The sequence below is a fragment of the Clostridium saudiense genome (genome assembly GCF_000577815.1).
Lineage (GTDB): Bacteria > Bacillota > Clostridia > Clostridiales > Clostridiaceae > Clostridium > Clostridium saudiense.
In genome coordinates this window covers 1-16648 of sequence record NZ_CBYM010000002.1, presented here as the reverse complement: position 1 = coordinate 16648, position 16648 = coordinate 1, and the positions used below count along the sequence as shown (strand labels likewise).

The window sequence follows — 16648 nt, the reverse complement described above, 5'->3', positions numbered from 1 at the left end:
AAGTTAATAGTTTTGAGTTAATAGTTAATGAATAAATTCAACTTGGGTTGAATTTAAGAATGTATTTTAAGAAACAATGTAATAGTTTCTATAACTATTAACTACTAACTATTAACTGTATGAAAGGGGCGGTTTTATGAAGGCAAAGAATATAGCTCTTGGGGGGATTTTAGTTGCATTAACTACTATAGTTTTATATTTAGCGGCTTTTTTACCAATAAGTACATTAGCAATATTAACTATTGCTTCAGCAATAATACCTATTTGTATTATAAGAAGTGATGTACAAACATCAATTTTTGTCTATATAGCATCTAGTTTAATAGCTTTTTTCTTGGTTCCAATTAACATATCATTGTTATATTTTATTTTCTTTGGTGTATTTGGAATAATAAAGTTTTTTATAGAGAGATTAAGAAAAGAAAAATTAGAAATACTATTAAAATTAGTATTCTTCAATATAGCCTTTATTATTGGATTTTTAATAATGCAAAATATATTAGGTATAAATGTAATAACAGGATTAGAAACTATAGTTTCTAGGTTATTTGATACTTCAACAAAAGCTATTGCATCTATTATATTATGGATAATAGCACAACCAGTTTTCTTAATTTATGATTATGCTATGACAATGATTATTACATTTTATATGGAGAGAATACACAAAAAGTACTAGAAGCATTTAAGGATAGAGAAGATTAGTAAAAAAAGAACTGCCATTTGGCAGTTCTTTTTTTGCTAAATATCTAAAAGATTCTTTTTATATGAAGAGTACATATTTCTTAATAAGCTCATTTTATCTTCTAATTCTAAATATAAATCAGAAGCAAGCTCTAAATTGTTCTCCACAATTGCGTCTTTAAGTCTTGTGAAAAGAGATTTTGTAAAATTAGTATCCTTCATGATATATAATCTTAATTCGTGAATTTTAGTCCAGTTAGTTAAGTCTAAATCTAGTGCTTTATTTGCATCATGAAGGCATTTACAAGCTCTGATTTCAGCAGTAAATTTATTTACTATTCTATGAGATATTTCCATTTTCCATCTCTTAATAGTTGCCATTCTAAAACTGTTAATAAGTTGATCTGTTAGCACATCATTTCTCTTTAAAACTTCTACTTTTTCAGGATATCTATCTAATGCAGTAATGTTTTCATAGATTGTTGCTGGTGCTTTGCTGAAGTATTTATTTCTTTCTTCTTCAGTAAAGTCTTCAAATACATCTTCTTCAGCTCTATATTTTCTATCTTTTTCTAAGTAATCGGCTTCTTCACCATATTCTTTTGAAAGTTCAGCTAAAAGCTCATCATCAGTCTTTTTATTGTTAACCGCATAAAGAATACCATCAAGCATTGCCATATAACATACAGCTATAGTTATATAAGCATTTGAATGTGGATTTGGTGAACGAAGTTCAAATCTTGTAGCTAAAGGATTAGCTAAATCTCTAATAAGACCAACTAATATAGATCTATTTCTCGAAGGATTACTTGGAGATAATCCAAGAGAAGTAACTATACAAACTGGTGCTTCAAATCCAGGTTTTAATCTTTTTAATGAGTTATTAGTTGAAGATATAAATGGATTCATAACTTCATAGTTTTTAAGTAATCCCATAAGAGATCCATATCCAAGAACACTTAAGAAGTGATCTTTAGTTGTATGGAATAAGTTAATTCTCTTACCATTTTTAAGTTTTAAGCTAATTCCTAAATGTACATGCATACCTGAACCAGCAACACCATCAAGGGGTTTAGCCATAAATGTAACATCTAATCCATATCTTCTATAAGTTTCTTGAACTAATATTTTAATGAATAATTCATTATCAGCTGCTTGAACTGCATCAGAATATTTCCAATCAACTTCAATTTGTTCCATTACATGATCAAAATTACCAGAAGAATCTAATTTAGCTCTAACTCCACCAACTTCTTTATGTCCCATTTCTGGTTCAAATCCGTAAGCTTCCATTAATAGTAAAGTTTCTTCTAAAGCAGTACGAACTTTACCTTTAGTTCTTGTCCAGTATTGTTCATGAAGTACTTGAGAAGTAGATAATTCTTCTAATTCTGCATCACTGTTTGGAGTTTTAACCCAAAATTCTAATTCAGTAGCAGAAGTAATAACTATTTCATCTATATCATCTTTTTTTATGTCATAAATATCTAATACTTCAGGATTTGTATCAAATATATTCCATAAAGTATCTTTAAATGTTTTAACTGCATTGTGTAAAATATTTCTAGAATCCACAGGTTTATTATCGTGATATAAGAAACATGGAATTCTTAATGTACCAACTGGTTTATTTGTTGCAGAATCTATAAAATCATAATTGTAATCAACAAACCATTTGCTATGTAAGTCAGCAATCATATCTACTTTTGCATTATTTAATGTGGCGATTCCAGGTAAAACAACTGATGAACCATCAGTTTGAACTGCAACTCCATGAAGGAATGAGTCAAGATCATCTAAAAATAAGTTTACTGGTATTTTTTCATCAGTATCATTTCCTGAAAGGTCAATTCCAACAAATGAAACAAATTTGATTTCGGGATGGTTAGTTAATATTTCTTTTACTTGTTCTTTTGTATGATTTTCTTTTGGTATGGTATAAAGTAAGTTATCAATCATAAGCTTAATTTCACAACAGTTAAAACGCTATGAAATATACTCACATCCTTTCTTATATTAGTCGAATGATAGATGGTAAAAGTTTAAAAACATTCGGAAATTCCTTATAGTGATTTTATTATAAATTTGTTAATTATGTCAATACATTTATTGCTATATTATAATAAAATATCAATTTTTTTGTAAATTATTCTTATTTACAAATTATAGCATAAATTTTATATACTTATATAAAGAACTGTTTAAATTTGTATAAAAAGGTTAAAATAAAAATAATTAATATATTAAAATTAGTACTTAAGAAGGAAGTGATTGATTATGGAAAAAGTTTTATGTCCTAAGTGTGGGGAAATTATATTTGAAGAACCAGAGTGTGAAGCTAATGGAATTATTACATGTGATAAATGCAATAATAAAATAAGATGGATATGCGATGGTAAGAGAACGATAACTAAATTAGATACATAATTAAAAATCCTTTATATAGATGCTAAATATATCTATATAAAGGATTTTTTTATAATAAGAATAATTGTAAAAATTTTGAAAATAGAATATATATATGATAAAATAATATATATAAATAAATAATAATGATAAATTATTAAAAATATATTTTATTAATTGATAAAAAGAAAAGTAGAAGGTGAGAAATCGTTAATAAGTAAAATTTATATTAGGGGGAATAAAGATGGGGGTATATTTTAAAAGACTAAAGGATGAAATATTTATTGGAGGAAGTGTTATTTTAGCATTAGTAATAAGTATACTTGTATCGAAAATATTTTTTATAAAGTATGGGGACATACTATTATATGTAGGTAGTATAATAATAGTGCTAGGATTTTTAGATTCCGCATTAAGAAATGATAAAATAGATAGAGATAAAATTGTTATTGGAAGTGGATTATTGGTTATGCTTTTAAGTTGTTTAATATAGTTTTAATGTATAAAATTAAAAGCTAAATCATATCAAATCTATAAATTATATGATTTTACTTAAGACTTTATAATCTTATTAAAAGAAAAACTGCTAAAGAGTTGAAGCTTATTGTATTTGCTTCAATTTCTTAATGCAGTTTTTCATAATAAGTATTAAATTAGTAAATTTAATTAATATATAATTTAGTTAATTCTAGAAGATGTGTAATTATCGTACCATTTATTAAATATAACTCTTATAGAAGCTGCAATTGGAACTGCAATTAGCATTCCGATTAATCCACCTATATTACCACCTATTAAAATAGCCATCATAGTAAATACCGCATGAAGTCCTACGCTTTGCCCAACTATTTTTGGAGCTAAAAAATTATTATCAATTTGTTGAACTACAAGCATTGCTATTATTGCATATAATACTTTTATAGGGCTTCCACTTAATAATCCCATTACGGCTGCTAATATTGTTCCAACAATAGGACCTACATAAGGAATCATATTGCATATACCAGCAATAATACCTATAACAACTGCATAATCTATTCTAGCAATTGATAGCGCAATTGCAGATAGTGCACCCACACAGAAGCCTTCTAATAATTGCCCACGGATAAATTTTGAAAATACATCATTGATTATTGAAAAAATTTCAGAGCATTTTTTACCGGCAACAGTATCTTTAAATATTAAAGAATAAAGTTTTTTCCAAAGACCAATAAAGTATTCAGAATCTTTTAGGATATATATGCTTATGATAATTGATATAAAGAATGTAGCAATACTACTTCCTATAGACATTATATTAGATGTCATTAATCCAAGGTTATTAATTATATATTTTTGAACAGTATCAACAATTTGAATTATATAAGGTTCTAGTTTATCAATAAATGAAATATTTAAATTCTCTAAAGTTGATTTTATTGATGATGTTGTAAATGAATTGGAATTTAAATATGAAGATATATCATTTATTATGTTAGTAAGCGTTGTGCTTTTAGATAATTGACCGCCTATCATAAAGTAGATTCCCCAAATAATAGCTAATACTATAGCAATTATAAGAAGATAGGAAGATATAATTGCAATCATTCTTCTGTTTCCTTGCTTTTTTACTTTATAAATAGTATTAGTTCTTAAAAAATTCTCGATGCTCCTTGTTAAGGGAAAGAGTAAATAGGCAATTATTATTGCAATAAGCAGAGGTTTTATCAAGCTAAGGCAATTTCCGATAATAGAAAAAATAGTTGTAAATATTGTCCCTATATTGGACATTATAGTTAAAGCTAAAAATATAGCTATAGCTGTTAAAGTGACATATATTGAATACTTCAATAGCTTTTTATCAAAGTGTATTTTCATGACTTACCACCCTTCAAAAATTTTATTATTTTATATAAGATATAGTATAACATAAGTAAATTAAATTTAAGGATTAATTATTATTTATTTGTAAATTTATCAAATAAAGTGAAAAACTAAGTAATTTATAGTAGAAAATAATAAAATCTAAAAAGTAATACCAATAAAAATATTTTTTAGCAGGAAATCTAGAAGATAGGTTGAAAATACTAATTATCAGAATTTTTTCAAAATATTAAATAAAGGGAGGTGGTAAGAAAGGAATATTTTTTTAAAACATTATATATAATAGAATCAGTATTAGAAATAATAGTTATTTTGATACACAAAAATAAAATTATCAAAACAGATAATAATTAAGTGATTTTTAGGAGGAATTTGGTATGGAAAATGTTTATTCACAAATTGATGTTAATGCATATGTCGCTAAATATATGGATGAAATGGGATGTAATTTGAGTCAGGCTTGTGAGGAACTTGGAATTGATCCTTCAGATGTATTTGTATCAAATCATTATGATGAAGATGAGTTACAATAAAGTAGAATAAAAAATACGTGTTGAATAAATAAAGAGTTGACTGTATCTAAAAAGATACAGTCTCTATGATAACGTATAACATAACTTTACTACTAATAAACAAGCTGATATACTATATCTTATATAAATTTACTAGTAGTATATGGAGGATAAAATTTGAGTAAAAGAACAAAAGAAACAATATTGATAGGATCTGGACTTGTAATACTATCAATATTACTACACTACTTACATGTTGTAATTTTTAAAGATGTGCATCATACGATGATTTTTTTATTTGCGGATATTGCATTTATACCTTTAGAAGTATTTTTAACTACAATTGTAATTGAGAGGATATTAGAAAGAAGAGAGAAAGAGCATTTATTAGAAAAGCTTAATATGCTTATTGGATTATTTTATACAGAGCTTGGAACTAAGTTGTTATCAGATATAGTTAAAGGTGATGCACATGGAGTAATGGCTAATCATAGAACTATAAACTCTGATACATGGAATGATCAATCTTTTTCTAAATTGCACGAAGATATTTTAAATTATGATTATGAACTAAATATTGATAAAATAAATTTAGGAGATATAAAAAATAAATTAGATGATAATAAGGATTTACTTATTAATTTAATTTCAAATGGGAATTTATTAGAGCACGAAACATTTACTGAAATGTTAATGACTATAATGCATTTAAAGGAAGAATTAGATACAAGATATTGTGATGAAATTGAAAGATATGAAATAATGCATATAGAAAAAGATTTAATGGCAGTATATAAGTATTTAACAATCGAATGGGCTGAGTATATGAAATATTTAAGTAAAAATTATCCAAGTCTTTATTGTAAGGCGCTTATTAATAATCCATTTGATACTAGAGATAAAAAAGAAAAAGATAAGTGTTTTTTAGAAAATATAAAATAATAATATAAATAATACATAAAAATTATAATAACTTTTAAGATATAAAACTGATGGTAAATTATAGATTAAACATTGAATTTTATCTATAATTTGCCATTTTTTATTGTAAAAAGTGAATAGTGCATTTTGAAACCATATAATTACATAATTAAATAAAAATACAATGTAAAGTGGAATATGATATAATTGATGAGAGGTGATGATATGAGAGGGTATTTAAATAAAAGTAATATAATAAAATTTAGTGTAAATACTATTATGGGAATATTTACAGCTATATCAATAATATCAATTTCAACCATTATGGCATTAAATATGAAATTTATATATAAAATTATTATAGAAAAGTATAATTTAGTTTCTGTAACTGGTATATCATCGAATGATTTATTTTTAAATTATAGTAAGATTATTAACTATCTACAAAATCCTTTTGATTCAAAATTGGTTTTACCAAATTTTGTTATGAGTGAATATGGAAAAATTCATTTTAAAGAAGTTAAAGATATTTTTATAGTTCTTATAATTATATCAATAATTTTTTTGCTGTTTATTACTGGTTATATCGTTTTTAGTAAAATAGAAAATAAAAAAGAGTTTAAAATAAATATTATTAATAATCTTAATTTAGGTGCAAATATTTTGATTTGCTTTTTTGGATTTATAATAGCAGCTATTTTAATAGACTTTTCTAAGGCTTTTACATTATTCCATAAGATTATATTTAATAATGATTATTGGATATTTGATCCTAGTACCGATCCTATTATAAATGCATTACCAGAAGAGTTGTTTATAATATATGCTTTAATTATTTTGGTTATAATACTAAGTATATCGGTTATTATTAAAATTAATAAAAGAAAAATAGTTAGGGGAAGTGCTTTCTCTTATTCAGAAAAAATGATAATAAAATAGAAATAATATATATTCTAAGAAAGGAAAAGTATGAAGAAGAAAATTGGAGTTTCAGCAATTTTGTTTACTATGCTGATACTTCTTATAGCATGCATGGATAATACTAAGAGAAATGAAGAGGAACATTTACAAGATGATATAAATAAAAAAGAAGAAATTAAGACGCAGAGAGATGAGATTAAAGAATTAATTGATAGTATGAGTATAAACGAGAAAATTGGCCAATTAATGATTGTTGGCTTTAATGGTACTAGTGTTGATGAAAATATAAATGATTTAATTAAAACTTCGTATATAGGAGGAGTAATATTATTTGGAAATAATGTTGAAAGCTTAAATGGAGTTACAGAACTTATAAATAATATAAAATTATCTAATATGAATAATAAGATACCTTTATTTATATCTGTTGATGAGGAGGGGGGAGTAGTTTCTAGAACTCCAAATGAGTTTTTAAAACTACCATCAAGTCTTTCTATTGGAGCATATAATAATAAAGAAATGTGTTATGAAGTTGGAGAAATAATAGCTAATGAATTAAAATTAATGGGTTATAATATGGATTATGCACCGGTATTAGATATTTTAAGTAATCCTAATAATACAGTAATAGGAAGTAGAGCATTTGGTAGAGATGCAGATATTGTTTCTAATTTAGGAATAAGTGTTATGAAAGGAATCAATGAAAATAATGTTATTCCGGTTGTTAAGCATTTTCCAGGACATGGAGATACTAGTGTAGATTCACATTATGGATTACCACTAGTTGAAAAAAGTTTAAATGAACTAAAAGAGCTAGAGTTTATTCCATTCCAAAATGCTATAAATAGTGGAGCAGATGCAATTATGGTATCTCATATTTTATTAAAAAATATAGATTCAGAAAATCCTGCTACCATGTCTAAGAAAATTGTTTCAGATATTCTTAGGGATGAAATGAACTTTAAGGGTGTGGTTATATCAGATGATATGACTATGGCAGCAATTATGGATAATTATGATATTGGTGAAGCTTCTGTAAAAGCTATTAATGCAGGCGTAGATATAATATTAGTTTGTCATGGATATGATAATGAAATTAAGGTATTGACCTCTATTAGTGAGGCTGTTAATTCAGGTGAGATTACAGAAGAAAGATTAGATGAAAGTGTATATAGAATTTTATCACTAAAAAATAAATATGATTTAAGTGACACAACTAAAATGAATTCAATAGGGATTGAAGAAATAAATAATAAAATTAATAATTTATTTTAAAAATAAAGTCGGTTAATATGAAGTATTTAGTATAAATATATACTGTAGCATGTTTATTTAACAGCATATATGTTATTTCATACACCGACTTTAATTATTATATTCTAGTAAAATTCTTTAAAGAAATATCAAAAGCTTTAACAGAATGGGTTAATTCACCGGAGGAAATGAAATCAACACCAGATAGTGCATAACTTCTAACTGTTTCTAATGTTATATTACCGGAGCATTCAGTAATAGCTCTTCCAGCAATTAATTCAACCATTTCTTTAGCTTGGGATGGGGTCATATTATCAAGCATAATAATATCTGCACCAGCATCAAGAGCTTCAAGAACTTCTTCTTTTGATTCAGTTTCTACTTCTATTTTTCTTACAAATGAGCAGTTGCTTTTAGCTAAGGCAATTGCATTTTTTATGCTACCTGCATATCCAATATGATTATCTTTTATTAAAATACCATCAGATAGTGAAAAACGATGATTATTTCCACCACCAATCTTAACAGCATATTTTTCTAATATTCTAAGGTTAGGGGTAGTTTTTCGTGTATCTAAAAGCTTTGTGTTAAGACCTTTAAGTTTTGATACATATTTATTAGTTAAGGTTGCAATTCCACTCATCTTTTGAAGTAAATTTAAAGCAACTCTTTCACCCATTAAAATATTAAGAGCATTTCCTTGAATTTCACCTATTATATCACCCTTAGTAATATTAGAACCTTCATTAATAAAGGCGGTAAACTCGACTTCACCTAGCAGATTAAATACTCTTTCAAAAATAGGTAATCCACAAATAATTCCATCTTCTTTAGCAATGAGAGAAGCTTTTGCTTTAGATCCACTAGTTATAACAGAAGAAGCAGTAATATCTCCATAAGGAATATCTTCTTCTAGTGCATTTTTTATTATTTTATCAACAATTGAATAATTTAGCATATTTATTGTCCACCTTTCTTTTTAAATAGCTTATCAATTCGTCATAAGAATCTAGTGCATAAGATTCAGATTCAAAAATAATATCTTTATAATGAATTTCATTTATTTTAGAATTAATATTTTCAGATGCTTGCTTTGCAAATACTAAAGCTTCCAGTAATGAGTTACTAGCAAGTCTATTACTTCCATGAACTCCAGTACAACTAGCTTCACCAACGGCATAAAGATTATTCATTGATGTTCTAGAGAATAAGTCAACTTTGATTCCACCCATACAATAATGATGGGCAGGAGCTATAGGTATTAAATCTTTATCCATTTTATAGCCTCTTTTTAGGCATTCATTATAAAGAAAAGGAAATCTATACATTAAAAATTCTTTAGATTTCTTTGTCATATCAAGATAGACATAAGGATTAGTAGGAGTTTTAGATATTTCATTTAATATTGAAGTAGATACAATATCTCTAGGAAGTAACGGATTAATAAATACTTCTTTATTTTGGTTAACTATTATTCCGCCTTCACCACGCAAAGATTCTGATAAGAGTAATTTTTTACCCTTTACATCAGGTTCATATAATACAGTAGGATGTAATTGCAAGTACTCCATATCTTTAATTTCAATATTATGTTTTAAACTAATATTTAAGCCATCACCAGTTAAATATTCAACATTAGTAGTTGAATTAAAAATACCCCCAATACCACCAGTAGCCAAAATAGTGAATTTACTATTTACTTTATAAGTTCTATGTGAATCTCTCAAAATACCGCCATAGCATGTATTATCTTTACATATTAAATCTATTAATGCAGTATTTTCAAGCATAGTAATATTTCTTTTTTTAGATACAATATTTAATAATGTTTCGGTTACAGACTTTCCAGTTTCATCTTTAACGTGGACAATTCTAAATTCACTATGGCCACCTTCGCGTGTATAATTTAATTTTTCTTTAGTTTTATCGAATGGTACTCCAAGCTTAATTAAAGTATTAATGTTTTCAATTGAATTTTTTATTAATAATTTAACAGCTTTAGTATCATTATGATAATTTCCTGCTTTTACTGTATCATTAAAATAATTTTCTTCATCAAAAAGACCAAGGGAAGTTGAAATACCACCTTGAGCAAGATAACTATTACAGTCTCTAAAGGAATTCTTAGTAATCATTAAAATCCTAATATCATCTCTTAAATTAAGTGCAGTATAAAGGCCTGCAATACCAGTGCCAACTATTAAAACATCATAATTCATAATTGCTATACAGATAGAAGATGCATATTTTCTAGGGCTTTATGAGCTTTTACTCTAAGTTCCTCGTCAATATGAACTTCAAATTCCTCATTTTTTAAACAATTATATAAATCATTAAGAGATATTTTTTTCATATTAGGACATATCATTCCTGTTTTAGTAGTAATAAATGTTTTAGTAGGACTTTTTAATTTCATTTCATATAATACACCTTCTTCGGTTACAACAATAAATCCATTGGAACTTGAAGAGGCACTATAATTAATTAGTTCAGATGTACTTCCTATAAAATCAGCTAAATCTCTAACATCTTTGTTACATTCGGGATGAACTAAAATGAGATAATCTGGATATTCCTTTTTTAGTTCGATAATTTCCTCTTTTTCTATTCTTTCATGAGTAGGGCAGAAGCCTTGATATAAAGTAAAGTTTTTATTAGGAAGCTGTTCTTGTAAGTAGCTTCCTAAGTTTCTATCAGGTAAAAAAATTATTTCTTCTGTATCAAGATTATTTAATATATCAATGGCAGATGATGATGTAACACATACATCTGATAAGGCCTTTATATCTAAATTAGAATTAATATAGCTCACAACTTTAGCATTAGGATGCTTGTCCATTAAATTTTCTAAACGATCAACTAAAGCCATGTCAGCCATAGGGCAGGTTGTTTCATTTGAAGGAATAAGAACTTTTTTATGGGGTGAAAGTATTTTAGCACTTTCAGCCATAAATTTTACTCCACAAAATATTATTAAATCTTTATCACTTTCCATGGCTTTTTTACTTAAAAAATAGGAATCACCAACTATGTCGGCAATTTCTTGAATTTCATCACATTGATAAAGATGAGCAACTATTAATGCGTTCTTTTCTTTTTTTAATTTTAATATTTCTTCTTTTAAGCTCATTTTCACACTTCCTCTTAAATTATTTACATGTGTATATACATTAGATTATCATAAAAATATACAGCTTTCAATAGATGAAAAATTAATTAAAAAAGTAAAATTATAATAAATTTGGACATCTTTTAAAAATTATTCGTATCATAATATAAGTAGTATTTTGGAGGTAAGAATTATATATGAAAAAAAGAGTTACTTTAAGTTTATGTATGATAGTTAAGGATGAAGAGAGAACCTTAGAGAGATGTTTAAATTCAGTAAAGTCTTTTATAAACGAAATTATAATAGTAGATACAGGATCTAAGGATAAAACTAAAGAAATTGCAAAAAGCTTTAATGCAAAGATATATGATTTTAAATGGATAAATGATTTTGCAGCTGCAAGAAATTTTTCTTTTAGAAAAGCTACTAGTGATTATATACTATGGTTAGATGGGGATGATTTTATAAATAGTGAAGATATTACTAAGATAGAAAATCTATTAGAACATTTAGATACTAGTTATGATTATATAAGCGGTGAATATATATTAGCAAGAAATAATGAGGGTAAAGTATCTTCTGTTTTAAGAAGAAATAGAATTGTTAAAAGAGAAAAAAATTTTAAGTGGATAGGAAAGGTTCATGAGTATTTAGCGGTATATGGAAGAGGATTAGAAGGTGATTTTGCAATAGAGCATGGAAAAGTTAAAGCATATACCGATAGAAATTTTCAAATATTTAAGGAAATGGAGAAGAAGAATGAAAAATTTTCTCCAAGGGATATGTACTATTATGCTAATGAATTGATGGATAATGGGCATTATAAAGAAGCAATAGATGAATATAGAAAATTTATTGAAACTAATCAAGGATGGATAGAGGATGTAAAAGGAGCTTATTTTAGGATTATAAATTGTTATAAAGTATTAAATGAAAAAGAAAAGGTACCAGATATCGTTTTTGAAGCATTTAAGATAGACGCTCCTACTGCTGAAATTGTTTGTAGTTTAGCTGAATATTTTTTTGAGAAAAATAATATCAATCAAGCTATATTTTGGTATAGAACAGCGTTAGATTGTATACCTGATAAGGGAAATCCATCTTTATCAAATAGTGCTTATTATACTTGGATTCCAAGCTTGCAGCTTTGTGTTTGTTATTATAATTTAGGAAAAATTGATTGTTCATATTTTTTTAATGAGCTAACAGCAACTTTTATGGGCGATTCTGACAAGGTAGTATATAATAGGAAAATATTTGAAGATGCATATAAAAGATTAAATTCAAAAGCGCCTACATTAGAATATCCTTTAAAGGCATGTGATTATATCAAGTATATATAAAAGATTAAGGGAACAAACCATTAGGATAATTTGTCTAATTAAAGAACAAGTCTTCGAGTTTAATTTTATTATAATCTAAACTCGAAGACATTATGAAGGAAGAGGGACTAGAATGGTTTTTAGTAGTATTTTATTTATATTTAGATTTTTACCAATTTCTATGGGTATTTACTTTTTAACACCAAAAAAGTTTAGAAATTTTAGTTTGTTAATATTAAGTTTAGTTTTCTACTCGTGGGGGGAGCCTAAGTATTTTGTACTTATGTTAGCATCTATATTTGTAGATTATTTTATAAGTCTTGGTATCGATAAAAATAATAAAAGTAAAAGGATTAGGATTATACTTTTGTGTATATCGATAACATTTAATATAGGAATTTTATTTTTCTTTAAATATATTAATTTTTTTATAGAAAATATAAATAGTATTTTTAATATGTCACTTAGTTATGTAAAAATAACATTACCTTTAGGAATAAGTTTTTATACTTTTCAAACTATGTCATATACGATAGATGTATTTCTAAAAAAAGTTAAACCAGAGAAAAATATAATTGATTTTGGGGCATTTGTTTGTTTATTTCCGCAACTTATAGCAGGGCCAATAGTAAAATATACTGATATAAATAGGGAATTGAAGTCTAGAAAAGTTAATTTAGATGCAATTCAAGAGGGAATAAGGTTATTTATTTTAGGGTTAAGTAGCAAGGTTATTATTGCAAATAATATAGGAAGCCTTTGGACAGAAGTTGAAGTAATGGGATTTAGTAATATAAGTACAATTCTTGCTTGGATGGGTATAATAGCATTTGCATTACAGATATATTTTGATTTTAGTGGATATTCACTTATGGCAATAGGTCTTGGGAAAATATTGGGGTTTAATTTCCCTATAAATTTTAATTATCCATATGAATCAAAAAGCATTAGTGAATTTTGGAGAAGGTGGCATATTACATTAGGACAATGGTTTAAAGAATATGTTTATATTCCATTAGGTGGTAATAGGGTAAGGAAAGTAAGACTATATTTTAATTTATTTATTGTTTGGTTTTTAACAGGATTTTGGCATGGGGCAAGTTATAATTTTATATTATGGGGATTATACTTTTTTTTATTAATAAGTATTGAGAAGGCAGGTCTCTTAAAATTTTTAAATAATAATAAGTTTATTTCACATATATATGCTATATTCTTTATTTTAATTGGATGGGTATTGTTTGCTGTAGTTGATTTAGCTCAAATAAAATTATTATTTAAACAGATGTTTAGTTTTAATATAGGTAACGAATGGATTTATTATCTTAGAAACTATGCTATAGTTTTTATTATTGCAATTATATTTTCTACTAGTTTTCCTAAGAAATTATATAAGAAATTTATTAAAAATGATGTAATTGATACTGTAATTATACTTATGATCTTTTTAGTATCAATAGCTTATTTAGTTGATTCATCATATAATCCATTTCTATATTTCAGATTTTAGGGGGAGTTTGATGAAAAGAAAATATTTATTATACGGATTTACAATAATTATTTTAACATTAACAGTAATTAGTTTTTTTGATAAAGATAAAATATTTTCAGAGTTTGAAAATAGAAATTTAAAATCTAAGGCTAAGTTTTCAGTTGAAAAATTCATTAATGGAAAATTTCAAGAAGAATATGAGAAATATATAAATGATCAAATACCATTAAGAGATGAATGGATAAGTATAAAGTCGATGAGTGAATATTTACTTGGAAAGATTGAAAATAACGGAATTATATATGGGAGAAATAAAAGACTTTTTGAAAAATTTGATTCTTTTAATGAAGAAAGACTTAAAAATAATGTCGAAGCTATAAGTAAATTTAGTGAAAAATATATTGATAAGGTATCTTTAATGATTGTTCCAAATTCATATGAGATATACAGAGAAGATTTACCTAAAGGATCACAACAAGTTAATCAGACTGAAATAATAAATAAAATTTATTCAAAGTTAATTTATTCAAATAATATTAATGTATTAGATGAGTTTATAAATAAAAAAAATGAGTATATTTACTATAATACAGATCATCATTGGACAACGTATGGTGCATATTTAGCTTATTGTGATTTTATGGAATCAATAGGTTTTTATCCTATAGATTTAAGTAACTATAATAGTGTTATTTTAGATGAGTTTTATGGTTCATATTTTTCTAAGGCTAAGCCATTTAATATACAAGGAGATATACTTACATATTATGAGTTTTATAATTTAGAAATGGATATTGTTGGAGATAGAAAGTATGATTCTATCTATGATATATCTAAAGCAGAATTGAGAGATAAATATTCTTTGTTTTTAAGAGGAAATAATTCATTAACTATAATAAAAAATAGTAAGTTGCAAAATAATAAAAATATCTTAGTTATAAAAGACTCTTTTGCAAATTCATTAGTTCCATTTCTAACACAAAATTTTGAAGAAGTACACGTTATTGATTTAAGAAGTTTTAATGGTAAAATAAGTGATTATATCAATGAAAATAATTTTGATAATATTATAATTTTATATAATTTTATAAATTTAGCTACAGATAATAATATATTAAAAATTAAATATTGATTTGTTTTATATGCACTAATCCATATAAGTAAGAATTAGTGCATATTTTTATAGATATGCAAGTATACTAATTGTCTTTGTGTCAATGATTTTACCTGATTTAATCATTGACTTTACTTCATCTAAATTAAAAGATTTAACTTCAGTAAATTCATCTTCATCGCAACATTTATTTCCTAATGATAAGTTTGTTGCCTTAAATAAATGAATAATTTCATCACAAAATCCAGGAGCTGTTGCAATACTGCCTAGATAAGTCATTTCTTCTGCTATATAGCCTGTTTCTTCTTCAAGTTCCCTATGTGCGCAATCTAAAATAGATTCATTTTCACTAAGTTTTCCAGCTGGAATTTCTAAAATGGTTTTATTCAATGGTTTACGGAATTGTTCTATTAATAAAATTGTATTATCGTCTATAAATGGAATTATAGCACAAGCTCCTGGGTGATTGATAATATCTCTAGTAGTTATTTTTCCGTTTGGAAGTTCTACTTCAATATTTGATATTTTCAAATAATTACCAGAATAAATTAATTTTTTAGAAATAGTTTTTTCATAAAATTTCATAGTTGCCTCCGAATAGTTTTATTGATTATTATATCATACCTTATAAAAAATATATGTTTTTGTAAAAGATTAAGTAACAATAGATTGGTATATACATAATATAAAGTATAGGAAAATTTAGTAAGATTATTAATACTAAGGAGGAAAAAGATGACAATGTATAGGAATATGAGAAATAATATGTCAAGAAAAAATATATTAATGAGTAGGAGAAGCAGTTATCATTCTTATGATGAACTAGAGGATGAACAATTAGAAGATGAACAGTTGGATAAATATAACGGAAGTAATGATATGTCTTACGAAATGAATTCTAGTATGTATGATAAGTTTGAATGTTCAGAAGATAAAGACAAAAATGAGTGTTCTTGCGTATGTATTCGTGGATGTAGAGGTCCAAGGGGTCCTAGAGGATTTAAAGGAGCAACAGGAGCAACAGGAGCAACAGGACCACAAGGAATAAGA

At 25.8% G+C, this 16648-nt stretch carries 16 protein-coding genes and 1 pseudogene; 11 read left to right on the top strand and 6 right to left on the bottom strand.

Annotation, left to right across the window (positions count from 1 at the left end):
* Window positions 1-136: 136 nt before the first annotated feature.
* Window positions 137-679, top strand: a complete 543-nt coding sequence (locus TY07_RS01340) for a hypothetical protein (RefSeq protein WP_042394213.1) — start codon at window positions 137-139, stop codon at window positions 677-679.
* Between the two features lie 62 nt (window positions 680-741).
* Here the strand turns inward: TY07_RS01340 and TY07_RS01335 are convergent, their stop codons facing one another.
* Window positions 742-2643, bottom strand: coding sequence for a type I glutamate--ammonia ligase (locus TY07_RS01335; RefSeq protein ID WP_042394211.1), 1902 nt, complete (start codon window positions 2641-2643; stop codon window positions 742-744).
* A gap of 318 nt (window positions 2644-2961) precedes the next feature.
* Between TY07_RS01335 and TY07_RS18245 the strand changes: the two genes are divergently transcribed.
* Together TY07_RS18245 and TY07_RS01330 are read left to right on the top strand one after the other, a co-directional pair.
* Window positions 2962-3111 (top strand): hypothetical protein, encoded by a 150-nt coding sequence (locus tag TY07_RS18245; RefSeq protein WP_172684755.1) that lies wholly within the window; start codon window positions 2962-2964, stop codon window positions 3109-3111.
* Window positions 3112-3334: 223 nt separating this feature from the next.
* Window positions 3335-3583 carry a hypothetical protein gene (locus TY07_RS01330; RefSeq protein WP_042394207.1) on the top strand — a complete coding sequence of 83 codons (249 nt, stop codon included), beginning with the start codon at window positions 3335-3337 and terminating at the stop codon, window positions 3581-3583.
* Window positions 3584-3768: 185 nt separating this feature from the next.
* On the opposite strand, the gene TY07_RS01325 is transcribed toward TY07_RS01330, so the two are convergent.
* Window positions 3769-4947: an AI-2E family transporter gene (locus TY07_RS01325; RefSeq protein WP_042394203.1), complete on the bottom strand. Its 1179-nt coding sequence runs from the start codon at window positions 4945-4947 to the stop codon at window positions 3769-3771.
* A 383-nt stretch (window positions 4948-5330) separates the two neighbouring features.
* On the opposite strand from TY07_RS01325, the gene TY07_RS18240 reads away from it, so the two are divergent.
* The 4 genes from TY07_RS18240 (at window position 5331) to nagZ (ending at window position 8582) form a co-directional block, all read left to right on the top strand.
* Window positions 5331-5486, top strand: coding sequence for a hypothetical protein (locus tag TY07_RS18240; RefSeq protein WP_172676131.1), 156 nt, complete (start codon window positions 5331-5333; stop codon window positions 5484-5486).
* 156 nt (window positions 5487-5642) lie between these two features.
* The gene (locus TY07_RS01320) at window positions 5643-6407 is read left to right on the top strand and encodes a hypothetical protein (RefSeq protein WP_042394200.1); all 765 of its coding nucleotides are present in this window, start codon (window positions 5643-5645) and stop codon (window positions 6405-6407) included.
* A gap of 204 nt (window positions 6408-6611) precedes the next feature.
* On the top strand, window positions 6612-7325 hold the full coding sequence (locus TY07_RS01315) for a TIGR01906 family membrane protein (protein WP_074431741.1): 714 nt from the start codon (window positions 6612-6614) through the stop codon (window positions 7323-7325).
* A gap of 30 nt (window positions 7326-7355) precedes the next feature.
* Window positions 7356-8582, top strand: coding sequence for a beta-N-acetylhexosaminidase (gene nagZ / locus TY07_RS01310; protein WP_042394196.1), 1227 nt, complete (start codon window positions 7356-7358; stop codon window positions 8580-8582).
* A gap of 97 nt (window positions 8583-8679) precedes the next feature.
* Here the strand turns inward: nagZ and nadC are convergent, their stop codons facing one another.
* Genes nadC through nadA form a run of 3 tightly spaced genes read right to left on the bottom strand, consistent with a single transcriptional unit; the run spans window position 8680 to window position 11691 of the window.
* Window positions 8680-9519, bottom strand: coding sequence for a carboxylating nicotinate-nucleotide diphosphorylase (nadC, locus tag TY07_RS01305; RefSeq protein ID WP_042394194.1), 840 nt, complete (start codon window positions 9517-9519; stop codon window positions 8680-8682).
* Complete coding sequence (locus TY07_RS01300) at window positions 9497-10780, bottom strand: L-aspartate oxidase (protein ID WP_042394192.1); 1284 nt, start codon at window positions 10778-10780, stop codon at window positions 9497-9499. The genes nadC and TY07_RS01300 overlap by 23 nt, the downstream gene beginning before the upstream one ends.
* 5 nt (window positions 10781-10785) lie before the next feature.
* The gene (gene nadA, locus TY07_RS01295; protein ID WP_042394190.1) at window positions 10786-11691 is read right to left on the bottom strand and encodes a quinolinate synthase NadA; all 906 of its coding nucleotides are present in this window, start codon (window positions 11689-11691) and stop codon (window positions 10786-10788) included.
* A 176-nt stretch (window positions 11692-11867) separates the two neighbouring features.
* On the opposite strand from nadA, the gene TY07_RS01290 reads away from it, so the two are divergent.
* From TY07_RS01290 to TY07_RS01280, 3 genes are all read left to right on the top strand, one after another.
* Window positions 11868-13013, top strand: coding sequence for a tetratricopeptide repeat-containing glycosyltransferase family 2 protein (locus TY07_RS01290; protein WP_042394187.1), 1146 nt, complete (start codon window positions 11868-11870; stop codon window positions 13011-13013).
* A 112-nt stretch (window positions 13014-13125) separates the two neighbouring features.
* The gene (locus TY07_RS01285) at window positions 13126-14502 is read left to right on the top strand and encodes an MBOAT family O-acyltransferase (protein WP_042394185.1); all 1377 of its coding nucleotides are present in this window, start codon (window positions 13126-13128) and stop codon (window positions 14500-14502) included.
* Between the two features lie 10 nt (window positions 14503-14512).
* The gene (locus tag TY07_RS01280) at window positions 14513-15616 is read left to right on the top strand and encodes a DHHW family protein (RefSeq protein WP_042394182.1); all 1104 of its coding nucleotides are present in this window, start codon (window positions 14513-14515) and stop codon (window positions 15614-15616) included.
* Between the two features lie 48 nt (window positions 15617-15664).
* On the opposite strand, the gene TY07_RS01275 is transcribed toward TY07_RS01280, so the two are convergent.
* Window positions 15665-16183, bottom strand: a complete 519-nt coding sequence (locus tag TY07_RS01275) for an NUDIX domain-containing protein (RefSeq protein ID WP_042394179.1) — start codon at window positions 16181-16183, stop codon at window positions 15665-15667.
* 150 nt (window positions 16184-16333) lie between these two features.
* On the opposite strand from TY07_RS01275, the pseudogene TY07_RS18235 reads away from it, so the two are divergent.
* Window positions 16334-16648, top strand: a pseudogene (locus TY07_RS18235) (hypothetical protein); the annotation flags it as partial.